Raw genomic sequence first — 21,265 nt, forward strand, 5'->3', positions numbered from 1 at the left:
TCGCCATGCCCGTGAATCTTTCCGCTCCCGATCCCGCCGCCCTGCACGCAGTACCAGGTGTTCGTATCGGCGTCGCCGAAGCCGGCGTACGCAAAGTCAACCGCAAAGACCTCACTGTCGTGCTGATCGACGAAGGTGCCGCGGTGGGCGGCGTGTTCACGCAGAACCGCTTCTGCGCGGCGCCGGTCCAGGTCTGCCGCGATCACCTTGCCCGTAACCTCGGCATCCGGGCGATGGTAATCAACACCGGCAATGCGAACGCGGGCACCGGGGAAGACGGTCTGGCGCGCACGCGGGCAACCTGTATCGCGCTGGCACGCAAGCTGAACCTGGCGCCCGAGCAGATCCTGCCGTTCTCCACTGGCGTGATCATGGAGCCGCTGCCGATCGACAGGATTGAAGCAGGACTGCCGGCAGCGCTCGCCGACGCATCGCCTAGCCACTGGGCGCGAGCCGCCGAGGGCATCATGACGACGGATACCGTGCCCAAGGCCTTCAGCCAGCAGGTGCAGATCGACGGCGCGACCGTCACGATCACCGGCATCAGCAAGGGCGCCGGCATGATTCGTCCGAACATGGCCACCATGCTTGGGTTCATGGCGACCGACGCGAAGATCGATCCGTCGTTGATCCAGCCGCTTTCGAAGGCGCTGGCAGATGCATCGTTCAACCGTGTCACGATCGACGGCGATACGTCGACCAACGACTCCTTCGTTGTCATCGCTACCCAGAAGGCGTCGCATCCGACGATCACCTCGCTTGAATCAATCGCCGGCCAGGCGCTGCTCCAGGCCATGCAGAACGTGGCCCGTCAGCTTGCGCAGGCGATCGTGCGCGACGGTGAAGGGGCGACCAAGTTCATCACCGTTCGCGTCGAAGGCGGCCGTGACGATGCCGAGTGCCGGCAGGTCGCTTACGCAGTCGCGCATTCGCCTCTGGTGAAGACCGCGTTCTACGCGAGCGACCCGAACCTGGGTCGCATCCTCGCGGCCGTCGGCTATGCCGGTATTGCAGACCTCGATCAGACGGGCATCGATCTCTATCTGGACGACGTGCACGTCGCAGTGAAGGGCGGCCGGAATCCGTCCTATCGCGAGGAAGATGGACAGCGGGTCATGAAGCAGAGCGAGATCACTGTTCGCATTGCGCTCGGTCGGGGCAATGCCGCGGACACCGTCTGGACTTGCGACCTGAGCCACGACTACGTCTCGATCAACGCCGATTACCGCTCATGAACGAGAAGTTCGAGCGTCTGATCGAGCGCGCCGAACAGCTGATCGGCCGGATCGAATCGATTCTTCCGCAGCCGCTGGCTGCGCCCGCCGACTGGAATGCTTCCATTGCCTGGCGCTATCGCCGCCGCAGCTCCGGCCATGGGACGCTGGAGCCAATCCGGCATGTCGCGTCAATGCCGCTGGACGCGTTGAAGGAAATCGACGTCCAGAAGGAAAAGATCGAGCGCAACACGCGTCAGTTTGTCGAAGGCAAGCCGGCCAACAACGTTCTCCTGACTGGTGCACGCGGCACCGGCAAGTCGTCGTTGATCCGAGCCTGTCTCCAGGCCTATGCCCCGCAGGGGCTGCGTCTGATCGAGGTCGACAAGGCGGAGCTGATCGACCTGCCGGACATCGTCGAGGTGGTTTCCAATCGGCCAGAGAAATTCATCGTCTTCAGCGATGACCTGAGCTTTGATGAAGGCGAACCTGGCTACAAGGCGCTCAAGTCGATCCTCGACGGTTCCGTGGCTGCGGCGACGCCGAATGTGCTGATCTACGCGACCAGCAATCGGCGGCACCTGCTGCCCGAATACATGAAGGACAACCTCAGCTATACCCATACAGAGGACGGCGAGGTGCACCCTGGCGAGGTGATCGAGGAGAAGATTTCCTTGTCCGAGCGCTTCGGTCTTTGGGTGAGCTTCTATCCATTCACGCAGAACGAATACCTCACGATCGTCGCGCAGTGGCTGTCGTCATTCGGGGTGGACGCCAAGGCGATCGAGGCAGCCCGACCCGAAGCGCTCGTATGGGCGCTCGAGCGCGGATCGCGCAGCGGGCGCGTGGCCTATCAGTTTGCCCGTGACTACGCGGGTCGCAGCTGACACGATGAACGCACCTCGAAAGCACACGGAGGTTGCGGTTGGCATCCTCATTCGCGGAGACGACGCGCTCCTGCTTTCCACGCGGCCTGAAGGCAAGCCCTACGCGGGATACTGGGAGTTTCCGGGCGGGAAGATCGAAGCCGGCGAAACGGTCGAGCAGGCGCTGCGGCGCGAGTTGCACGAGGAACTCGGCATCACCATCGCTGGCGCCGACGTGTGGAAGGTGACCGAGCACGACTATCCCCACGCCTTGGTTCGCCTGCACTGGTGCAAGGTGACCGACTGGTCCGGCGATTTCGAGATGCGCGAAGGACAGGCGATGTGCTGGCAGCAATTACCCCTCGATGTATCGCCGGTGTTGCCGGGCGCGCTCCCGGTCTTGGCATGGCTTGCCGAAGAGCGCGGACTGCCGGTCTCGGTTGTCACGTCGGCGGCGTAAGCGGGCCTCTACTGGCGCTTGGGATCGCCAAACGGGTCATCGTCCGGCGGTGACTCTGCCGGCACCCTGAATTCCTCGCTCGCCCAGGCGCCCAGGTCGATCCCCTTGCAGCGCGCACTACAAAAAGGTCGATAGGGGTTGCTTGCGGCGTAAACGCTGTCGTTCCCACATGCTGGGCATTTGACGATGCGTTCGCCGATCGGAGAGGGCGAATCGGTGCTCATGCGCAGAGCGTCAGTTCGAACGGAGTGTCCTCGACGCTCTGGTGGAGTCGGTCATCGGCTTCCTGCCGCATGAGCCGGACCGAAACCATCAGGCGGTTGCCGCTGATTTCAGGGATGAGCCCCAGTTTCGGGTCGATGCGCAGGCGCAGCAATTGAAAGCTCCGGCCTTGCGGCAACGCTTGCTGAAATTGCCCTTTCGATGCCATGACCTTGTAGGGGACATCCGCATCGCGCAGGAGTTTCAGCAGCAGATAGATCGACTCCGCCAATGGCGCAAGCGTCGACGACCAGCGTTCGAGGTCGGCGCGTCGATCGTTGGAGCGACGGTTCTGCCAAGCGTAGTAGGCCGGCAGGTCGAACTCGCACGTCCCGCCGGGAATGCTCGCGCGGCTGCGAATGCTCATCAGCCATTCGTTCTCTGTGAGAGCCTGCCCGGCCTTGCCCGGTACAGTATTCAGCGTATTGAAGTTGCTTTCGAGCTTGCTGACGACCTGATCGAGCACCGTCTCTGCGATCGCGGGATTGCCGCGATAACTGTTGAACACGTTCTTGTGCTTGTCGAGGTCTCTCAGCACGTCGGCCTTGAGGTCGGCGCGTGCTGCCACATCCATGATCTCGAAGATCGTGACGAGCGCATAGTGATGCAGCAGCGGCGAATCGGCCGGCACCAGCTCGCCGAGACGGCGGAACAAGTGCTCCAGCCGCAGATAGGTCCGGATGCGCTCGTTGAATGGGTACTCGTAAAGGATCACGCGTGACGGCTTCCGGTGAGGATCATAGCCTCAAGAAGGCTTCGCGGGAGGCTGCGGAATGATCTTGCGGACAGCGCCCAGCATGAGATCGCCGAGTGCGAGTTGTCCGTGCATCGACAGGTGCGTGTCGTTGGGGAAGTAGAAGTCCCGGATTTTGGATTTCTGCTCTTTGGCGAACGTGAAAAGGTCCGGCCCGAGGCCTGCGTTCGCAAGAGCGGTCACAAAATCTTTCGAGTGGTCCGGCATGACGTAGGTGGTCGTCTTGTTGGGGATCACCATCCACATGATGGACCGGGCGCGATGCGCTTCCGAGAATGCGCGCATCTGTGCGACGTGCTCGGCCGTGAGTTCGCCGTTGTCGTCATCGTCCTTGAAGAAAAGCACCTTGCTGCAGAAGCGATTGCTGAACATCGAGCAGCCATCGGGCACCGGACGGATCCAGGTCTCCTTCGCAGCGAGCGTCGGCCCCTCGGTCTTCTTCGCCGCTTGCGTGTTGCGGTAAGTGATGTAGCCCGAGGTGAGCTTGGCCTTCCAGTTGAGGGCGAAGCCTGGCACATGCTCAGGCGACTCGAAGAAGGGCTCGGTCCGCGACTCGGGCGGCTTGCTCATTGCCTTGCACTTCTGCGTATTGGCCAGGCGGTCGGCGAGAAGACGCTCGACGCTCTCGATCACTACCAGCTTGCCTTTGAAGCCTGCGCGATCGAGCCATTCGTCGAAATCGTCGCAAAGCGCTTCCTGGAACTCGCCCCAGAAGATCGTTGAGATGCGGTAACCCTGCTTCTGCAGCACGGACTGCCAGCGGTGCGTCATGGAGAAGCTGTCCCCGATCACGAGGATGTCTGCTTCGTTGATCGGCGAGGCATGAAGGTACTTCCGCTCGACATGCGGCGGCTCCAGCTGCCAGCCGAATTCATAGTCCGAGACCAACCCGATCCGCGACAGATCGCCGTAGGGAATTGGCGTGTTCAACGTGACGATCAGCATGGCAACGATCACAGCGAAGCCAGCTGTGAAGACTTGCAGCCAGAGTTTTGCGGGCGTCATATCAGAACTGGAAATAGAGGAACGGGCTGTAGGAGCCCAGCTTCGAGACGCAGAGTCCGAGCAGAAGGACGGTCGCGAGCGACATGAGCCCGGTGAAGACCAGCGAGGCGCGCGGCCGGCCAGCCAGCGACTGTGCCTGGGGGACCCAGCGCTGCAGCGTGATGGTCGGCGGCAGTGCGAGGCAGATGAAGAGCCCGACGATCAGGGTCTGGAAAAATTCGGGCTTGCGGCTAGGAACGGGGCCGAATTCGGTGAATGCCTCCAGTGCAGTTCCATGGAAGCCCAGCATTCCCTTGTAGATCGCCATCGCGGCATGCATGCTTTCCGCGCGGAAGACCACCCAGGCGAGCATCACGCACAGGAATGTGATGAACCAGCCGAGGACTTTCGACAGTCGGCCGGGCTTCGAGTCGCGGCGAACCTTGCCATTCCAGAGATGGTTGATCACCAGGTACATGCCGTGCAGGCCGCCCCAGATCACGAAGGTCCAGGCGGCGCCATGCCACAGACCGCCCAGCAGCATGGTGATGAAGAGGTTCATGTAGCGGCGCGCCGGCCCCTTGCGATTGCCACCCAACGGAATGTAGAGATAGTCCCGCAGGAAGGTCGACAGGGAGATGTGCCAGCGGCGCCAGAACTCGATGATGTTCGTCGACTTGTAGGGTGAGTTGAAGTTGAGCGGCAACTTGACGCCCAGGCACAACGACAGGCCCACGGCCATGTCCGAATAGCCCGAGAAGTCGAAATAGATCTGCAGGGTATAGGCGAGCACGCCAAGCCATGCGGTGTAGAGCATGGGGTCCGTGCCGTGGTGCACACCATTGAACATGAGATCCGCGTACTCGCCCACCTTGTCGCCGATGAGGAGCTTCTTGGCGAGACCGAAGACGAAGATGGCGAGGCCAAGCGAGACCTTGTTCAGATCCACGCGGTAGGTCGCCGGATTGGCGAACTGCGGCATCATCTGCGCGTGGTGCAAGACCGGCCCCGCGATCAGATGGGGGAAGTAGGTGACGAAGAGCACGTAGTGCACGAAGCTGCGTTCGTGAACCTTGTCCTGCCAGCAGTCCACCAGGAACGCGATCTGCGTGAACGTGTAGAAGGAAATGCCGATCGGCAGGGCAATGTGCAGCATCGGCAGTGGCGTGAACCCTGCTGCGCTGATCCCTTCATTCACGTTGCCAAGGAAGAAGTTCGCGTACTTGAACGTGGCGAGCACCGCCAGGTTCACGGTCAGCGCGAACACCAACATGCGCTTTCGGCCCGCGTCGGTGCGGCCGGGCCCGCGCGTCAGGCGCAATCCGGCCCAATAGTTGAAGCAGATCGATGCGAGCAGCAGCGGCAGGGCTTCGACGCTCCACCAGCCGTAGAAGAAGAGCGATGCCAGCGCGAGGAAGCCGGCTGCAGCACGCACATCTCGCTTTCCGATGAGGAAGAACCCGAAAAGGACGATCGGGAAAAAGCAGAAGATGAACGCGTAAGAGTTGAAGAGCATCTTGGGGGAGCGTTGCCGCGGGGCTCGCTGGCACGCCGCTTTCTTGTTCTCCGGCGCTGGAGGCCGGCCAACCGTGGATTATCGCGCGCTGGCGACGGTCCACTGCTCCCAGAGACCCTCGACGTGGAGGGAGAGTTCCGCGAGACCCAGTCCTTCGTTGTAGATCACCGCGTCGGCCGAGGCTCTGCGAAGAGCGCGATGCGCCTGCTGCGCGATCACGGCACGAACCGCGTCGGGCGCCCAGCCCGACCGGGCCACCACGCGCTCGAGTTGTGTCTGCTCGCTCGCATCGATCACGAGGACGCGATCGACGATGGCGCGCCAGCGCTTCGATTCCACCAGCAAGGGCACGTCGAAGACGACCGCCTGTCCGGGTTGAGCGGAGGCGGCCTGACGTTCGCATTCAGCGCCGATCAAGGGGTGGAGGATGCCTTCGAGCCGCTTTTTCGCCTGGGCATCGGAAAACACGAGTTCCCGCATCCGTGCCCGGTCCATGCCGCCTTCAAGAGTCAGGATGGAGGGGCCGAACTCCGCTTCGAGTGCCGGCATCGCGGCGCCGCCCGGCTCGGCGATGGATCGGGCAATCGCATCGGTATCCACAAGCAGCGCGCCGCGCGCGACCAGCATGGCGGCGACCGTGCTCTTGCCGCTTCCGATGCCGCCGGTCAAGCCGATGCGCACCGCGCGCACTCCTTCAAAGGCCAATCGCGCGAAGAATCGCGTCGGGGCCGAAGAGCATTGCAGTCAGGCCCGCTCCGGCCAGGAAGGGGCCAAAGGGGACGTAGCCGCCTTCGCGCAACTTGCTGTTGAATTTGAGTGCGAGTCCGACGATGACGCCGATCACGGACGCCATGAGGATGATCGGTACCAGGGCCTGCCAGCCGAACCACGCACCGAACGCCGCGAAGAGCTTGAAGTCGCCATAGCCCATTCCTTCCTTCCCGGTCGTCAGCTTGAACAGCCAGTAGACCGCCCACAGCGAGGTATAGCCCGCGACGGCACCCCAGACCGCATTCGTCAGGCTGACACCTGTGAAGCCCGCGATGGAGGCGAGAAGGCCGGCCCACAGCAAGGGTAGCGTGATGTCGTCGGGCAACAGCGTCGTGTCCCAGTCGATCAGCGCCAGCGCCAGCAGCGCGGCTGCAAATCCGCACCATGCGAGGCCTCCGAACTGGCCGGGCATGTGCCACACGCTCCATGCGAAGAGTGCCGCCGTGATCAGCTCGACCAGTGGGTAGCGCAAGCTGATCGGCGTCTTGCACGCCGAGCATTTGCCGCGAAGCATGAGATAGCTCAGTACCGGGATGTTTTCGTACCAACGGATGGCGTGGCCGCATTGCTGGCACCGCGACTGCGGCACCATCAGGTTGAACCGCTCCGCTGCTGGCGCTTCGCCACCGTTCAAGGTTGCGCACTCGGCGGCCCATTGCTGCTCGAGCATCTTGGGTAGACGGTAGATCACGACATTGAGGAAGCTGCCGATCAGCAACCCGAGGACGCCTGCCAGGGCAGCGTCCACGCCCTGAGAGACGAGCATCAGACGACCTGGCCGAGCTTGAAGATAGGCAGGTACATCGACACCACGATGCCGCCGATGATCACGCCGAGGAACACGATGATGATCGGCTCCATCAGGCTCGACAGGCCTGCAACCATGTCATCGACTTCCTGTTCGTAGAAGTCGGCTGCCTTTCCGAGCATGTGATCGATGGAACCCGATTCCTCGCCGATGGCGGTCATCTGCAGAACCATCGACGGAAACAGGTTCGCATTGGTCATCGCCGCGGTCAGGCTGGTACCGGTCGACACCTCCTGTTGAATCTTGGTCGTGGCCTCCGCATACACGGAGTTGCCCGATGCGCCGCCCACAGAGTCCAACGCTTCGACCAGCGGCACGCCTGCCGCGAACATGGTCGCGAGCGTGCGCGTCCATCGCGCGACACAGGACTTGTCGATGAGGTCGCCGAAGATCGGCATGCGAAGCAGGAGACGGTCCATCACCTGCTGCACGCGCTCGTTGCGCTTCCACGCCTGGAGGAAGAAATAGATTCCGCCGCCGAGCACGCCAAAGATCAACCACCAGTACGAGACGAAGTATTCGCTGATGCCCATGACGATCAGCGTTGGTGCCGGCAGGTCGGCGCCGAAGGAGGTGAACACCTGCTTGAAGGCAGGGATCACGAAGATCATGATGATCGCCACCACGACGAAGGCCACGACGATCACGGATGTCGGGTACATGAGCGCCGACTTGATCTTCGACTTGATGGCCTCGGTCTTCTCCATGTAGGTGGCGAGGCGATCCAGCAGGTCTTCAAGAATACCGGCGGCCTCGCCGGCCTCCACGAGGTTGCAGTAGAGGCTGTCGAAGTATTTCGGGAATTTGCGGAACGCGGCCGACAGCGACGTACCCGTTTCAACGTCGCTGCGAATGTCGTTGAGCAGCTTTCCGACGCTTGGGTTCGCATTGCCCCGGCCGACGATGTCAAATGCCTGAAGCAGTGGCACGCCGGCCTTCATCATGGTGGCCAGCTGCCGCGTGAAGATGGCGATGTCCTTCGGCTTGATCGCCTTCCCGGACCTCATCCGCCGCTTCTTGATCTTGGTCGTGAGGACGCCCTGGCGCCGCAGCGCAGCCTGCACCTGGTTCTCGCCGGCGGCGCGAAGCTCGCCGCGCACGATCTTGCCGCTGCGGTCCTTTCCCTCCCACTCGTAGATATATTCCTTGAGCGTTCGGTTTGATGCTGCTGCCGTTGCCATTGGTTCTCCGCCGTTGAATGCTATTCGTTGGTGACTGCGAGCACTTCCTCAAGCGACGTCAGTCCCTGCATGACCTTCTTCAATCCTGACTGACGCAGCGAACGTACGCCCTCGGCTTCGGCTTGCCTTGAAATGTCGAGCGCCGACCCGTCCCGGAGAATGATCTTCTGGATCTCTTCACTGATCGGCATGACCTGGTAGATGCCGACCCGCCCCTTGTAGCCGCCGTTGCAGGCAGAGCAGCCGACGGGGTGATAGGGCTTCCATGAACCATCGAGTTCGTGTTCCTTGAAACCCGCATCGAGCAATGCCTGCTTGGGCACGTCCGAGGGCGCCTTGCACACGGTGCACAGGCGCCGGGCAAGACGCTGGGCGGTGATCAGGATCACGCTCGATGCGATGTTGAAGGGCGCGATACCCATATTGCGCATCCGCGTCAGCGTCGTTGGCGCGTCATTCGTGTGGAGCGTCGACAGCACCAGGTGACCCGTCTGCGCCGCCTTGATCGCGATGTCGGCAGTCTCCAGATCGCGGATTTCGCCGACCATGATGATGTCCGGATCCTGCCGCAGGAAGGCGCGCAGCGCGGCCGCGAAGGTGAGGCCGGCCTTCTCGTTGACGTTGACCTGATTGACGCCCGGTAGATTGATTTCGGACGGATCTTCCGCCGTGGCGATGTTCACGCCGGCCTTGTTAAGCAGGTTCAGACAGGTGTAGAGCGACACCGTCTTGCCCGAACCTGTCGGTCCTGTGACCAGCACCATTCCGTAGGGGCGGTTGATCGCATTGAGCAGGCGCTCCTTTTCGTCTGCGTCATAGCCGAGTGCGTCGATGCCGAGGCGCGCACTGCTCGGGTCAAGAATACGGATGACGATCTTTTCGCCGAAAAGCGTGGGGAGCGTGCTCACACGGAAATCGATCACGCGATCCGGGCCGATCTTGAGCTTCATGCGCCCGTCCTGCGGGACGCGCTTCTCGGAGATGTCCAGGCGCGAGATCACCTTGATGCGCGAGGCAAGCTTGTCCTTGATGACTGTCGGCGGGCTTGCGATCTCGCGCAGTTCGCCGTCGATGCGAAAGCGCACGCGGTAGTTGTGCTCGTACGGCTCGAAATGAATGTCCGACGCGCGCATGCTGAATGCGTCGAGCAACATCTTGTGCAAGAAGCGGACGACTGGGGCATCTTCGACTTCCGCTACGGCCTGCTCGTTTGTATCGCCCGCGGTCTCTGCCGAAACGTCATCGAATTCGAACTCGGTGCCGATGATGTTGTCGATGGATTCTGTAGCGGTCACCGCGGCCGCTTCGATCATCCTCGACAGCTTGTCGTATTCGGCAATGACCCAGTCCACGCCCATCTGCGAGGCGAACTTGATCTTCTCCGCCGCCTGCTGATCCGATGGGTCTGCCGTCGCGACAATGAGCCGGTTGTTGCGCTTGCTGAGGACGACTACGCGATAGGCTTGGCACAGCTTGGCGTCCAGGAGATCTTTGGGAAGGCGCTGCGGATCGATCGCATCCAGATCGAGAAGGGGGGCGCCGAAGGCGCTCGACAGGGTGTGCGCTAGGTCAGCCGCCGAGACGGCGCCGGTCCCGGTCAACTCCGCAATGAAGCTGGTCCGTCCGCTGAGCGACTTTTGGTAGATGTCCTCCGCGGCTTTTGCGGGGAGCTTTCCAGCCGAAACCAAGGCACGCGCAAGTCCCGGCAGAGCGACTGGCGAGCTTTCTTTGATCAGGGGTTCGGCAGCGGCCATTCAACGAATGTAAAAAACGTGAGAATTTGCTTCACGATCATCGCTGATCGCCTTCGCACTGTAAACCGCAGAGCCGTCTTCGCTCGCGAAGCATTTGGCGTTTGCGTCACAAAAGGCAGGTCGGACTAGGCGGGGATTAATACCTCCGGCTTCCAAATCCCGAAAAGGTCATGATGACGATCGGGCCCCGTTTGCTGCGGCGACAGAGGGCGAATGATCTTAGCAGCAGTCCAGTGACACGCGGCGGTGATCCGGCTTCGATATAAGGAGGGAGATGTTGTCGACTCCCAACAGCCACAACGCAAGAACCGCTGCATGGATTGTTGGGATAGCTCAATCGCGCGCCGCGGCGATCTTCCAATGAGCATGGCATGACCAGGAATGCTGGTCGGGGTGAGAGGATTCGAACCTCCGGCCTCTACGTCCCGAACGTAGCGCTCTACCAGGCTAAGCTACACCCCGATGGTTGCAAGAAAAGAGAGTCGTCCTTCGTGGTGACTTAGGCGCGTCGCTCAAGCAACTGAGCTGCTAATTGTAGCAAACCTGAAGAGTAAGAATTTTCGGGGAGGCCAGAAAGTGCGTCTATTGCTCGTTGCGCCTCAGCTGCCGCTGCTGCTCTTGTGGCCTCCAAGGCGCCGGTTTGCCGAACGATCGCAACGATCTGGGGTAGCTGCGTCGTGTCGCCCGCTTCGATGGCGGCGCGGATGAGGTCGCGCTGCTCTGGTGTTCCGCGCCGCATGGCAAGGATGAGCGGCAGCGTCGTCTTTCCTTCGCGCAGGTCGTCTCCCACGTTCTTGCCGGTTTCGCTTGCGTCGCCGGCGTAGTCAAGTACGTCGTCGACGACTTGAAATGCGGTGCCTAGCGCTTGACCGTAGGTTGCGCACGCTTCCTCGACTTCTGAAGATGCTTTGGCAAGCACCGCGGCAAGACGCGTGCTTGCTTCAAACAGTTTTGCAGTCTTGGAGCGGATGACGCGAAGGTAGGCTTCCTCATCGAGCGAAGCGTCGTGCATGTTCATCAGCTGGAGGACTTCGCCCTCGGCGATGACGTTGGTTGCCTCGGCGAGGATTTCCATGACGCGCATGTCGCGTGCTTCCAGCATCATCTGGAATGCGCGCGAATACAGGAAGTCGCCGACGAGGACGCTAGCGGGATTTCCGAAGGATTCGTTGGCCGTCGGCCGCCCGCGCCGAAGCGTAGATTCGTCAACCACGTCGTCGTGTAGCAACGTTGCCGTATGAATGAACTCGACAACTGCCGCAAGGTTGAAGCGTTGTTCTTCTTGATAGCCCAGGGCGCCTGCCATCAGCAACAGCAGGGCTGGCCGCAGTCGCTTGCCGCCGGCGGAGATGATGTATTTCGAGACCTCGCTCACGAGCGGGACGCCGGTATCGAGACGGCGTGCGATCACGCGGTCGACCCCGGCCATGTCTTCGGCAATCAGGCGGAGTACGCCGGAGGCAGGGGAGGTGTCTGGAGCAGAAACTGACAAGGCGAAGGCGCTTGCGCGCTGCGAGAGGTGCGACGGTGGCGCTGGGCCGGAAGCGAATGATTATATGGAGTGATGGCGCCGTGAGGCGGCGGACTCGGCGCCGATAGTGCTTTGATTGCGTTGGCGTGCTACAATCTTCGGCTCTGCGGAATTCGCCGTAGAGCCATCTTTTCCCAAGAGGTCCACATGTACGCGGTCATAAAAACCGGCGGCAAGCAGTATCGCGTTGCTTCCGGCGAAAAAATCAAAGTAGAACAGATTGCTGCGGACGTAGGCCAGGAAATCGTGATTGACCAAGTGCTTGCAGTCGGTGACGGCAGCGCAATCAAGGTCGGCACGCCCCTGGTGTCCGGTGCAACGGTAACGGCAACTGTGTTGTCGCACGGCAAGCACGACAAGGTTCGCATCTTCAAGATGCGTCGTCGTAAGCACTATCAGAAACGTCAAGGCCATCGCCAGCAGTTCACCGAACTGCAAATCGGCGCGATCGCCGGCTAAGGAGCTGATTCCATGGCACAGAAAAAAGGCGGCGGCTCCACGCGAAATGGGCGCGATTCGAAGCCCAAGATGCTCGGCGTAAAGGCGTTTGGCGGCGAACTGATCAGCGCAGGTTCGATCATCGTGCGCCAGCGCGGCACGCAGTTCCACCCCGGTGTGAACGTCGGCGTCGGCAAGGATCACACGCTGTTTGCACTGGTCGACGGTCATGTGTCGTTCGGTACCAAGGGTGCTCTCAACAAACAGACGGTCAACGTGACCCCGGCCTAAGCCGATCACTTCGATCTTTCGAAGCCCCGCTTTGCCGGGGCTTCTTCATTTGTAAACTGGACATCTCATGAAGTTCGTGGACGAGGCCTTCATCGACATCGCTGCTGGCGATGGCGGCAACGGCTGCGTGTCGTTTCGCCATGAGAAATACAAGGAGTTCGGCGGTCCGAACGGCGGCGACGGCGGTCGAGGCGGCCACGTGTTCGCGGTAGCCGATCCGAATCTCAACACGCTGGTCGATTTCCGCTATTCACGGCGCCATGAAGCCAAGCGGGGCCAGCATGGCATGGGTTCGGACATGTTCGGCGCCGCTGGTGACGACATCACGCTGAAGATGCCGGTCGGAACAATCATTTCCGATGCTGAGACCGGCGAGGTGCTGTACGAGCTCCTGAACCCGGGCGAGGTGATCACGATTGCCAAGGGCGGGGACGGTGGCTTCGGCAACATGCGCTTCAAGAGCGCGATCAATCGCGCTCCGCGCCAGAAGACGCCCGGCTGGCCCGGCGAGAAAAAGAATCTCAAGCTCGAATTGAAGGTCTTGGCCGATGTCGGGCTGCTAGGCATGCCCAACGCCGGCAAGTCGACGTTCATCAGCGCCGTTTCCAACGCGCGCCCGCGCGTGGCCGACTATCCCTTCACGACCCTTCACCCCAATCTCGGCGTTGTCCGAGTGGGGCCCGAGCAGAGTTTCGTCGTGGCTGATCTCCCCGGCCTGATCGAAGGCGCGTCAGAGGGCGCGGGGCTGGGCCACCAATTCCTGCGTCATCTGCAGCGTACGCGTCTGTTGCTCCACGTTGTCGACCTGGCGCCGTTCGACGAAGGCGTCGATCCGGTGGCGCAGGCCAAGGCCATCGTCGGAGAACTCAAGAAATACGATGCCACGCTGTACGAAAAGCCGCGTTGGCTGGTCCTCAACAAGCTGGACATGATCCCGGTCGACGAACGGGCCGCGCGGGTCAAGGATTTCGTCAAACGCCTTCGCTTCAAGGGACCGGTTTTCGAGATATCCGCGCTCACACGCGAGGGATGTGAGCCACTTGTTCAGGCGGTTTATCAGCAGGTCAAGGCTCAGCAAGTAGCCGAGCAGCCACCTGCAGAAGTCGATCCGCGGTTCTCGTGACTTTGTAATTCCAATGGTCGCCCCGGCGGTGGCCGTTCAACTGCATCAAGATGGCCTTCGCTTCCATGACACCGAGCTCTGGTTCTGCCGCACTTCGTGACGCTCGTCGCATCGTTGTCAAGGTGGGCTCAAGCCTTGTCACCAATGAAGGCCGCGGCCTGGATGAGAACGCCATCGGCGAATGGTGCCGTCAACTGGCGACTTTGGTTCGCGACGGGCGCGAAGTGGTCATGGTGTCGAGTGGTGCGATCGCAGAAGGAATGAAGCGACTCGGGTGGCGTGTCCGTCCGCACGAGGTCCATGAACTCCAGGCCGCCGCTGCCGTTGGCCAGATGGGCTTGGCACAGATCTACGAAACCAAGCTCCGCGAGAACGGCCTCGGAAGTGCGCAGGTCTTACTCACGCACGCTGATCTGGCCGACCGCGAGCGCTATCTGAATGCGCGCACCACCCTCGTGACGCTGCTGGCGCTGGGCGTGGTGCCGGTCATCAATGAAAACGACACCGTCGTCAACGACGAGATCAAGTTTGGCGACAACGACACGCTTGGCGCGCTAGTCGCCAACCTCGTGGAAGCCGATGCATTGGTCATCCTGACGGACCAGAAGGGCCTGTTCACTGCCGACCCGCGAAAAGACCCGGAAGCTCGCTTCGTTCACGAAGCGATCGCCGGCGACCCTGCGCTGGAGGTCATGGCTGGCGGCGCCGGTAGCAGCATCGGGAGGGGCGGAATGATCACCAAGATCCTCGCGGCCAAGCGCGCGGCGGGGTCGGGCGCCTCGACGGTGATCGCCTGGGGGCGCGAGCCCGACGCGCTTCTGCGGCTGACTCGCGGGGAGTCCATCGGCACCCTTCTGCTCGCGCAGACCGCCAAGCATCAGGCGCGCAAGCGGTGGATGGCCGATCACCTGCAGTTGCGCGGTGCCGTCTCCGTAGACGCCGGCGCAGCAGCCAAGGTGCGCGGAGAAGGCAAGAGCTTGCTGCCGATCGGCATGACCGGAGTCGAAGGCGACTTTTCTCGTGGCGATGTCATCGCGATCCGCGACGAGCAGGGATTCGAGCTGGCTCGGGGGTTGGCGAACTACTCGAGCGCAGAGGCACGCTTGCTATGTCGCAAGCCGTCGTCCGAGTTCGAGCGCCTTCTCGGCTATGTCGCCGAGGCCGAGATGGTCCATCGGGACAACATGGTCCTGATGCCTGACGGGCGCTGATCGCCTATTCAACTTCGCGGATTGGCGTCTTCAGGTAGCGGACCATTTCGCCGACAGACCCGCGCGGTGCGTGACCGCGACACAGCCCCTGGCTGGCCAGGGCCTGGGTGTGGCGCGAGGTTCGATCGCTGATCCGCTTCCACTCAGGATTCTGGGCGGATTCCCACGTTCCATTGCTGGTAAAGCGCGCGTAGCTCTTGTACTCGTCAGTGGCGCAGTGCACGCCCTCGTAGAAGGCGTTGAATCCGCCGCCTTCCTTGTTGGTGGCGACGACCACGTAGCGGACGACCCCATCGCCAGTCACCTTGATTGTGTTCGGGTCGACGCCGAACTTCAGGCTCGAGTACTTCGGCATCTCTATGTCGACCAGCTTGTCCTGATTGAAGGCGGGAGGCGGCGGAGCCTCCGATTCTTTCCAGTCGGAATCTCCGAAAAGCTCGGCATTCGCAAGTCCGGAGGCGCCGAGAACACAGGCAAGTAGAACGCCCCGGCTAGCGCGGAGCATGCAACGGGTCGCTTGTGGGGGGAGGCTCATTCGCAAGATTGGCATTCGGATTGGGATCGAAGCTGGCGCCGGGCGGCAGCTCGAAGGTCGGTTCGTGGCCCGGTCCGGGCGGATGTCGCTCGAATTCGCGGGCGCGCACGTTGCTTCGCAGGAAGCGATTGCGAAAGTCCTGTCGCGGCAGGTAGCGGGCGAGTTCCGTCAGCGCCATTTCATAGACGCCGCGCTTGAATTCGACAACGACGTCCAGCGGCACCCAGTAGTCGTGCCAACGCCATGCGTCGAATTCCGGATGATCTGTGGCACGCAGGTTCAGGTCCCAGTCGTGCCCGATCAATTGCAGTAGATACCAGATTTGCTTCTGGCCTTTGTAGTGGCCGCGTGCGTCACGGCGGATGAACCGATCCGGCACCTCGTAGCGCAACCAGTCGCGGGTACGGGCCACGATGCGCACATGCTCCGGGTGGAGACCTACTTCCTCATGCAGCTCCCGGAACATGGCCTGCTCGGGACTCTCGCCGCGATCGATGCCGCCTTGCGGAAACTGCCAGGAATGGGTGCGGATTCGCTTGCCCCAGAAAACCTGGTTTCTCTGGTTGAGCAGGATGATGCCGACGTTGGGCCTGAAGCCGTCCCGGTCGAGCATAATCAAACCCCAATTTTTGAACTGAGTCGATTATGCCTGCCGAGTTGCGCAGGGCAAGCGGCCAGTCCCGGGGCCCCGAGGCCCGTCCATTGCCCCCCAACCTCTAGACTTTGCGCGCCCGATGAAAGCTTCCCAGTTCTTTATCTCCACCCTCAAGGAAGCACCGGCCGATGCCGAAGTCGTCAGTCACCGCCTCATGATGCGGGCCGGCATGATCAAGAAGCTGGGCACCGGGATTTACACCTACATGCCGATGGGCCTGCGCGTGATCCGCAAGGTCGAGGCGATCGTGCGCGAGGAAATGAATCGCGCCGGGGCGGTCGAGTTGACGATGCCGGTGGTCCAGCCGTCTGAATTCTGGGAAGAGAGCGGACGCTTCCAGGCCTATGGGCCGGAACTCCTCCGCATCAAGGACCGGCATGACCGCTCCTTCGTGATCCAGCCGACCAGCGAAGAGGTCGTCACCGACATCGCCCGCCAGGAAATCCGCAGCTACAAGCAGCTGCCGAAGAACTTCTACCAGATCCAGACCAAGTTCCGCGATGAACGGCGCCCGCGCTTCGGCTTGATGCGTGGCCGCGAGTTCATCATGAAGGACGCCTACAGCTTCGACCGGGATCTGGACAGCGCCAAGGCCAGCTACAAGGTGATGGCCGACGCCTACCGGAAGATCTTCGATCGATTCGGCCTGCGCTATCGGGCCGTGGCTGCAGACAGCGGCGCGATCGGCGGCGACGTGAGCCAGGAATTCCAGGTCATCGCCGCGACGGGTGAGGACGCCATCGTCTACTGCCCGGACAGCGATTACGCCGCCAACATGGAAAAGGCCGAGGCACTGGCGCCGGCCGGCCCGCGTCCCGCCGCGAGCAAGCCGCTGACCAAGACGCCGACGCCGGGCAAGGCCACCTGCGAAGACGTGGCCGAGCTGCTGGGCGTCCCACTTTCGACCACGGTGAAGTCGCTGGTCCTCGCGACCGACATCCTCGATGAGGCTGGCGAGATCAAGGGCGCAGACGTCTGGCTGTTGCTGCTTCGCGGTGACCATGACATGAACGAGATCAAGGTCAGCAAGGTTCCGGGGCTCGACAAGGGCTTCCGTTTTGCGACTGTCACCGAAATCGAGGACCATTTCGGCTGCAAGCCGGGCTACCTCGGGCCGTTGAACCTCAAGCAGCCTGTCAAGATCGTCGTCGACCGCGAAGTGGCCGTCATGGCCGACTGGATCTGCGGCGCCAATGAAGTCGACTTCCACATCACCGGCGTCAACTGGGGCCGTGATCTGCCGGAGCCCGATGCGGTGGCCGATCTCCGCAACGTGGTCGCCGGCGATCGGTCGCCCGACGGAAAGGGTGTCCTCGCCATCGAGCGCGGCATTGAAGTCGGCCATGTGTTCGTGCTCGGCACCAAGTACAGCAAGCCGATGAACGCGACCTTCCTCGACGAAGCGGGCAAGCCCCAGTTCCTCGAAATGGGCTGCTACGGCATCGGCGTCACCCGTCTGCCGGCCGCCGCGATCGAGCAAAACAACGACGAGCGCGGGATCATCTGGCCCGACGCGATCGCCCCGTTCACCGTCGTCGTCTGCCCGATCGGCATGGACCGCAGCGCCGAGGTCAAGACGGCGGCCGAAGCGCTCTACGGGCAGCTCCTGGCAGCCGGTGTCGACGTGCTGCTCGACGACCGTGGCGAGCGGCCTGGCGCCATGTTCGCCGACTGGGAGCTGATCGGCGTGCCACATCGCGTGGTGATCTCCGATCGTGGCCTGAAAGAAGGCCAGTTCGAATACCAGCACCGCCGCGATACCTCCGCAACCAAGGTGTCGGTTGCCGGCATCGCGGATTTCATCACCGGCAAACTGGCTGCCGCATGAACCCCGTGGCGCCGATGGATGCGCCCGGACTTTCGAGACGCCTGTGCCTCGGCGGTGCTGCGGCCGGGGTGCTGACCCTGGCGCTGCCGACGCCGGCCCTGGCGGGTGCGCAGATCGAGGAACCGCTGATCGATTCGGTGCGAACGGCACTGAGCGCCGCAATCCGGAACAACGCGCCGCCGGTGCCTGAGTTCAAGGACACCGAGTCGCGCCTGGCCTATCTGCGGTGGCTCGGCGAGATGAGCGAGCGGCTCAAGAAGAAACTGCCCGATTGGCCGACCCGCAAAGAATTCCTCCAGACCGTCTGGTACGAGTCCCGACGCGCCGGCCTCGATGTAAGCCTCGTGCTCGGGCTGGTTCAGGTGGAGAGCAATTTCCGCAAGTTCGCAGTCTCGAGCGCCGGGGCCCGCGGCTACATGCAGGTCATGCCGTTCTGGACTCGGTCGATTGGCGACAGCGATCCGTCCAAGCTCTTCCACATGCAAACCAATCTGCGGTTTGGCTGCGTGATCCTGCGCCATTACCTCGACCGCGAGGCGGGCGATCTCTTCATGACGCTTGGCCGCTACAACGGCAGCCGCGGGAAGTCGCCTTACCCGAGCGCCGTCTTCGCGAACCAGCGCCTGTGGGTCTTCAAGGAATCGCGGCCGGACTGAGGCCCGCGCCAGAGACCAGATCGGCCGTCGCCGCGGGCTTGCCACGGGTGACCATGACCTGGTCAATACGGAAGCTGTCCACGTCCATCACCTCGAAGGTGTAGCCCGCCCAAGTCACGCTGTCCGTCCGCTTGGGCACACGCCGCAGCATCACCATCAGGAACCCGGCGAGGGTTTCGTATTCGTCGCGGTGCGGCAGTTCTTCGAGATCGAGCGCGCGCATCACGTCCTGGATCGGCGTCACGCCGTCGATCAGCCATGAGTTCTCGTCGCGCTTCACGATCTGCTGCTCCTCGTCCTGCGCGCCGACCAGATCGCCCATCACGGTGCTCATCACGTCGTTGAGCGTGATCACGCCCACGACCAGGCTGTACTCGTTCACGATGATCGCGAAGTCTTCGTGTACCTGCCGGAACTGTTCCAGCACTTCGGTGAGCGAGAGCCGGTCGGGCACCACCAGCGCCTTGTGCAGCGGAAGGCCATGGTCGAACGAAAGCGGCTGACCGCTCAATACGCGCTGGAACATGTCCTTGGCATCGACATAGCCCAGCACATGGTCGATGTCACCGTCGCACACCGGATAGGCGGAGAAGGGCTCGGCCACGATGCGGGCGCGCAGGACAGATTCGGGCTCGTCCCTGAGGAACCAGGCGATGCGGTCGCGCGAGGTCATTACGCTGCTCACAAGACGGGTGTCGAGCTCGAAGACATTCGCGATCACTTGCTGTTCCCGCTGCGCGAGCACGCCGGCCTGGGCGCCGGCTTCCGTCATCGCGAGGATGTCGGCGGATGTGATCTTGTCATCGCGCTGTGCCGGCATGCCGAGCAGCTTGAAAAGCAGGTCCGTGCTGACGGTGAAGAGCCAGACCAGCGGCTTGAACGTGGTGATCAGCATCCCCATCGGCCCGACGATCCGCACTGCGAGCCGCTCGGGATTGCTCATCCCGAGCCGCTTCGGAAACAGGTCGGCGAAGATCAGGAAGATCGCGATGATCGTGATGAATGAAGCGAGGAACGCGGCGGTCTGCGAGGCTTTCGGGCTGAGCCACAGGTCGAACAGATCCGCGAAATAGGGGCTCAACGAACCTTCGCCAACGACACCGCCCAGAATCGCGACGGCGTTGAGCCCGATCTGCACCACGGTGAAATAGTGGCTTGGCTGTTCCTGCATGCGCAGCACGCGCTCGGCGCGCAGATCTCCCTCGTCGGCCATCTGGCGGAGGCGCAGGCGACGCGATGCCGCGAGGGAGATCTCGGCAAGGGAGAAAAATGCACTCGTCGCGATCAGCGCAACGATGACCAGCAGGCTTTGGGTCAGGGTCATAGGTCGGTCGTCGAAGACCGACATGGTGCCACGAGCGGCGGGCGCTCAGCCGTGAAAGCGCCTCATCGCGAAGCTACTGGACAAAACCCATGCGGGTGCGTTGCGCGCCTGCCCTTGGAAGGTCCTCCACGCGCACCTCGTCGCGGCAGGCGAGACGGGCATTGCCGAAGCCGGTCATCAGTGCGCGTCGCATCTCGCGCGGGGCGAGCGTGGCGAGCAGGTCCAGCACGTCGTTCGACGGTTCGGGCGACAGCAGGCGGCCCCAATCATGGTCGCCGCGGATCGACGCGTAGAGCTGGCGTGCGATCTGCCGGGAGGCCTCGGGCGAGGGCGCCTCGATCTCGAAGACGTTCATGCGGTTCAGGATCGGCTCGGGAATGCTGCGTTCGTCGTTCGCCGTCGTGATCCAGATGACTTGGCTGGCATCGATCGGCACTTCGGCGAATTCATCGACGAAGGCGTGCGCGGTGTCGTGCTCCAGCAGGTTGTAGAGCGCGCCGAGCGGGTCGTACTGGCTGTCCGCACCGGCCTTGTCGATCTCGTCGATGACCATCACCGGATTCGCGTACTGACCATCCACGAGCGCCTCGAACACCTTGCCGGGCTTCGCGCCCTTCCATTGCGAAGAAGCGCCGGAGAGCAGCCAGCCAGCCGTCATCGAATTCATCGGTACGAGCGACATACCGGTTCCGAGCAGCTCGGCGAGCTTCTTCGCAAAGTGGGTCTTGCCGATGCCGGGCGGGCCGAGCAGCAGCATGGGCGTTACTTCGAGCCCGTCACGGCTGTCCTGCGAGAGTGCGACGTGGCGCCGCACATCGTCGAGCACTTCGGTGAAATTGGGGAGTTGCGCGTAGAGGCCGGACATCTCCGGCACACCGCTGGGTTTGACCTGGAAGCGATCGGGGCCGCGCTCCAGCATGCGTTCGTAGGTGGTGCGCAGATGTTCGTGATCGTGATCCGGCAGCTTGGCGAGCCTGCGCTCGACATCCTGCGTCTGGAAAACGCTGCGCAGGCTGGCGACCGGCAACTGGAACGACGACGCTGGCACGAGACTGCGGGAATCCATGGACACCTCCGTTTCAGACACTCGAACACAGCATAAGG

At 62.3% G+C, this 21,265-nt stretch carries 22 protein-coding genes and 1 tRNA gene; 9 read left to right on the plus strand and 14 right to left on the minus strand.

Going from position 1 to position 21,265, the window contains the following annotated elements; all coding sequences use genetic code 11:
* Positions 1 to 5: 5 nt before the first annotated feature.
* Genes argJ through FHW64_RS08785 form a run of 3 tightly spaced genes read left to right on the plus strand, consistent with a single transcriptional unit; the run spans position 6 to position 2,540 of the window.
* Positions 6 to 1,235 (plus strand): bifunctional glutamate N-acetyltransferase/amino-acid acetyltransferase ArgJ, encoded by a 1,230-nt coding sequence (gene argJ / locus FHW64_RS08775; protein WP_184525128.1) that lies wholly within the window; start codon positions 6 to 8, stop codon positions 1,233 to 1,235.
* Positions 1,232 to 2,101: an ATP-binding protein gene (locus FHW64_RS08780; protein ID WP_184525130.1), complete on the plus strand. Its 870-nt coding sequence runs from the start codon at positions 1,232 to 1,234 to the stop codon at positions 2,099 to 2,101. The genes argJ and FHW64_RS08780 overlap by 4 nt, the downstream gene beginning before the upstream one ends.
* Before the next feature lie 4 nt (positions 2,102 to 2,105).
* Complete coding sequence (locus tag FHW64_RS08785; RefSeq protein WP_184525131.1) at positions 2,106 to 2,540, plus strand: NUDIX domain-containing protein; 435 nt, start codon at positions 2,106 to 2,108, stop codon at positions 2,538 to 2,540.
* A gap of 8 nt (positions 2,541 to 2,548) precedes the next feature.
* On the opposite strand, the gene FHW64_RS08790 is transcribed toward FHW64_RS08785, so the two are convergent.
* The 10 genes from FHW64_RS08790 to FHW64_RS08835 form a co-directional block, all read right to left on the minus strand.
* Complete coding sequence (locus FHW64_RS08790; protein ID WP_184525133.1) at positions 2,549 to 2,764, minus strand: DNA gyrase inhibitor YacG; 216 nt, start codon at positions 2,762 to 2,764, stop codon at positions 2,549 to 2,551.
* Positions 2,761 to 3,516 (minus strand): cell division protein ZapD, encoded by a 756-nt coding sequence (zapD, locus tag FHW64_RS08795; RefSeq protein ID WP_184525135.1) that lies wholly within the window; start codon positions 3,514 to 3,516, stop codon positions 2,761 to 2,763. The genes FHW64_RS08790 and zapD overlap by 4 nt, the downstream gene beginning before the upstream one ends.
* 30 nt (positions 3,517 to 3,546) lie before the next feature.
* Positions 3,547 to 4,560, minus strand: a complete 1,014-nt coding sequence (locus FHW64_RS08800) for a hypothetical protein (RefSeq protein ID WP_184525137.1) — start codon at positions 4,558 to 4,560, stop codon at positions 3,547 to 3,549.
* 1 nt (position 4,561) lies between these two features.
* The gene (locus FHW64_RS08805) at positions 4,562 to 6,055 is read right to left on the minus strand and encodes an MBOAT family protein (protein ID WP_184525139.1); all 1,494 of its coding nucleotides are present in this window, start codon (positions 6,053 to 6,055) and stop codon (positions 4,562 to 4,564) included.
* A gap of 78 nt (positions 6,056 to 6,133) precedes the next feature.
* Positions 6,134 to 6,736: a dephospho-CoA kinase gene (gene coaE / locus FHW64_RS08810; protein WP_409350606.1), complete on the minus strand. Its 603-nt coding sequence runs from the start codon at positions 6,734 to 6,736 to the stop codon at positions 6,134 to 6,136.
* A 13-nt stretch (positions 6,737 to 6,749) separates the two neighbouring features.
* A complete protein-coding gene (locus tag FHW64_RS08815) occupies positions 6,750 to 7,592 on the minus strand; it encodes an A24 family peptidase (protein ID WP_184525141.1) in 843 nt (280 codons plus the stop codon).
* Positions 7,592 to 8,815: a type II secretion system F family protein gene (locus FHW64_RS08820; RefSeq protein ID WP_184525143.1), complete on the minus strand. Its 1,224-nt coding sequence runs from the start codon at positions 8,813 to 8,815 to the stop codon at positions 7,592 to 7,594. The genes FHW64_RS08815 and FHW64_RS08820 overlap by 1 nt, the downstream gene beginning before the upstream one ends.
* A 20-nt stretch (positions 8,816 to 8,835) precedes the next feature.
* A complete protein-coding gene (gene pilB / locus FHW64_RS08825; protein WP_184525145.1) occupies positions 8,836 to 10,569 on the minus strand; it encodes a type IV-A pilus assembly ATPase PilB in 1,734 nt (577 codons plus the stop codon).
* Positions 10,570 to 10,954: 385 nt separating this feature from the next.
* Positions 10,955 to 11,031: transfer RNA gene (locus tag FHW64_RS08830), tRNA-Pro, on the minus strand.
* A gap of 37 nt (positions 11,032 to 11,068) precedes the next feature.
* Positions 11,069 to 12,061 carry a polyprenyl synthetase family protein gene (locus FHW64_RS08835; RefSeq protein ID WP_184525147.1) on the minus strand — a complete coding sequence of 331 codons (993 nt, stop codon included), beginning with the start codon at positions 12,059 to 12,061 and terminating at the stop codon, positions 11,069 to 11,071.
* 186 nt (positions 12,062 to 12,247) lie between these two features.
* Here FHW64_RS08835 and rplU point away from each other — a divergent pair, with 186 nt between their 5' ends.
* The 4 genes from rplU to proB all read left to right on the plus strand — a co-directional run bounded on the left by rplU (position 12,248) and on the right by proB (position 15,163).
* Positions 12,248 to 12,559, plus strand: coding sequence for a 50S ribosomal protein L21 (gene rplU, locus FHW64_RS08840; RefSeq protein ID WP_093163773.1), 312 nt, complete (start codon positions 12,248 to 12,250; stop codon positions 12,557 to 12,559).
* Between the two features lie 12 nt (positions 12,560 to 12,571).
* Positions 12,572 to 12,829: a 50S ribosomal protein L27 gene (gene rpmA / locus FHW64_RS08845; protein WP_093163771.1), complete on the plus strand. Its 258-nt coding sequence runs from the start codon at positions 12,572 to 12,574 to the stop codon at positions 12,827 to 12,829.
* Positions 12,830 to 12,896: 67 nt separating this feature from the next.
* Positions 12,897 to 13,952 carry an Obg family GTPase CgtA gene (gene cgtA, locus FHW64_RS08850; protein WP_184525149.1) on the plus strand — a complete coding sequence of 352 codons (1,056 nt, stop codon included), beginning with the start codon at positions 12,897 to 12,899 and terminating at the stop codon, positions 13,950 to 13,952.
* A gap of 65 nt (positions 13,953 to 14,017) precedes the next feature.
* Positions 14,018 to 15,163: a glutamate 5-kinase gene (proB, locus tag FHW64_RS08855; RefSeq protein WP_184525151.1), complete on the plus strand. Its 1,146-nt coding sequence runs from the start codon at positions 14,018 to 14,020 to the stop codon at positions 15,161 to 15,163.
* A 4-nt stretch (positions 15,164 to 15,167) separates the two neighbouring features.
* Here proB and FHW64_RS08860 read toward each other — a convergent pair whose 3' ends face one another.
* Both FHW64_RS08860 and FHW64_RS08865 read right to left on the minus strand, forming a co-directional pair.
* Entirely contained in the window at positions 15,168 to 15,713 is a 546-nt protein-coding gene (locus FHW64_RS08860) for a CNP1-like family protein (protein ID WP_311733272.1), read from the minus strand.
* Positions 15,655 to 16,311, minus strand: a complete 657-nt coding sequence (locus FHW64_RS08865) for an RNA pyrophosphohydrolase (RefSeq protein ID WP_184525153.1) — start codon at positions 16,309 to 16,311, stop codon at positions 15,655 to 15,657. Before FHW64_RS08865 ends, FHW64_RS08860 begins: the two co-directional genes overlap by 59 nt.
* Before the next feature lie 121 nt (positions 16,312 to 16,432).
* Here FHW64_RS08865 and FHW64_RS08870 point away from each other — a divergent pair, with 121 nt between their 5' ends.
* Together FHW64_RS08870 and FHW64_RS08875 are read left to right on the plus strand one after the other, a co-directional pair.
* Entirely contained in the window at positions 16,433 to 18,181 is a 1,749-nt protein-coding gene (locus FHW64_RS08870; protein WP_184525154.1) for a proline--tRNA ligase, read from the plus strand.
* Entirely contained in the window at positions 18,178 to 18,837 is a 660-nt protein-coding gene (locus FHW64_RS08875; RefSeq protein ID WP_184525156.1) for a lytic transglycosylase domain-containing protein, read from the plus strand. Before FHW64_RS08870 ends, FHW64_RS08875 begins: the two co-directional genes overlap by 4 nt.
* On the opposite strand, the gene FHW64_RS08880 is transcribed toward FHW64_RS08875, so the two are convergent.
* Both FHW64_RS08880 and FHW64_RS08885 read right to left on the minus strand, forming a co-directional pair.
* Positions 18,815 to 20,161 carry a hemolysin family protein gene (locus FHW64_RS08880; RefSeq protein WP_184525158.1) on the minus strand — a complete coding sequence of 449 codons (1,347 nt, stop codon included), beginning with the start codon at positions 20,159 to 20,161 and terminating at the stop codon, positions 18,815 to 18,817. The two genes, FHW64_RS08875 and FHW64_RS08880, sit on opposite strands and share 23 nt — an antisense overlap.
* A 73-nt stretch (positions 20,162 to 20,234) precedes the next feature.
* Complete coding sequence (locus FHW64_RS08885; RefSeq protein WP_184525160.1) at positions 20,235 to 21,227, minus strand: AAA family ATPase; 993 nt, start codon at positions 21,225 to 21,227, stop codon at positions 20,235 to 20,237.
* Positions 21,228 to 21,265 lie beyond the last annotated feature (38 nt).

It is taken from the genome of Variovorax sp. Sphag1AA, from assembly GCF_014192575.1.
GTDB lineage: Bacteria > Pseudomonadota > Gammaproteobacteria > Burkholderiales > Burkholderiaceae_C > Variovorax.

Excerpts from the sequence above, each read along its gene's own strand:
- argJ (WP_184525128.1), top strand. The coding sequence starts at position 6 with ATGCCCGTGAATCTTTCCGCTCCCGATCCCGCCGCCCTGCACGCAGTA.
- FHW64_RS08780 (WP_184525130.1), top strand. The coding sequence starts at position 1,232 with ATGAACGAGAAGTTCGAGCGTCTGATCGAGCGCGCCGAACAGCTGATC.
- FHW64_RS08785 (WP_184525131.1), top strand. The coding sequence starts at position 2,106 with ATGAACGCACCTCGAAAGCACACGGAGGTTGCGGTTGGCATCCTCATT.
- FHW64_RS08790 (WP_184525133.1), bottom strand. The coding sequence starts at position 2,764 with ATGAGCACCGATTCGCCCTCTCCGATCGGCGAACGCATCGTCAAATGC.
- FHW64_RS08800 (WP_184525137.1), bottom strand. The coding sequence starts at position 4,560 with ATGACGCCCGCAAAACTCTGGCTGCAAGTCTTCACAGCTGGCTTCGCT.
- FHW64_RS08805 (WP_184525139.1), bottom strand. The coding sequence starts at position 6,055 with ATGCTCTTCAACTCTTACGCGTTCATCTTCTGCTTTTTCCCGATCGTC.
- FHW64_RS08815 (WP_184525141.1), bottom strand. The coding sequence starts at position 7,592 with ATGCTCGTCTCTCAGGGCGTGGACGCTGCCCTGGCAGGCGTCCTCGGG.
- FHW64_RS08820 (WP_184525143.1), bottom strand. The coding sequence starts at position 8,815 with ATGGCAACGGCAGCAGCATCAAACCGAACGCTCAAGGAATATATCTAC.
- pilB (WP_184525145.1), bottom strand. The coding sequence starts at position 10,569 with ATGGCCGCTGCCGAACCCCTGATCAAAGAAAGCTCGCCAGTCGCTCTG.
- rplU (WP_093163773.1), top strand. The coding sequence starts at position 12,248 with ATGTACGCGGTCATAAAAACCGGCGGCAAGCAGTATCGCGTTGCTTCC.
- rpmA (WP_093163771.1), top strand. The coding sequence starts at position 12,572 with ATGGCACAGAAAAAAGGCGGCGGCTCCACGCGAAATGGGCGCGATTCG.
- cgtA (WP_184525149.1), top strand. The coding sequence starts at position 12,897 with ATGAAGTTCGTGGACGAGGCCTTCATCGACATCGCTGCTGGCGATGGC.
- proB (WP_184525151.1), top strand. The coding sequence starts at position 14,018 with ATGACACCGAGCTCTGGTTCTGCCGCACTTCGTGACGCTCGTCGCATC.
- FHW64_RS08860 (WP_311733272.1), bottom strand. The coding sequence starts at position 15,713 with ATGCCAATCTTGCGAATGAGCCTCCCCCCACAAGCGACCCGTTGCATG.
- FHW64_RS08865 (WP_184525153.1), bottom strand. The coding sequence starts at position 16,311 with ATGCTCGACCGGGACGGCTTCAGGCCCAACGTCGGCATCATCCTGCTC.
- FHW64_RS08870 (WP_184525154.1), top strand. The coding sequence starts at position 16,433 with ATGAAAGCTTCCCAGTTCTTTATCTCCACCCTCAAGGAAGCACCGGCC.
- FHW64_RS08875 (WP_184525156.1), top strand. The coding sequence starts at position 18,178 with ATGAACCCCGTGGCGCCGATGGATGCGCCCGGACTTTCGAGACGCCTG.
- FHW64_RS08880 (WP_184525158.1), bottom strand. The coding sequence starts at position 20,161 with ATGACCCTGACCCAAAGCCTGCTGGTCATCGTTGCGCTGATCGCGACG.
- FHW64_RS08885 (WP_184525160.1), bottom strand. The coding sequence starts at position 21,227 with ATGGATTCCCGCAGTCTCGTGCCAGCGTCGTCGTTCCAGTTGCCGGTC.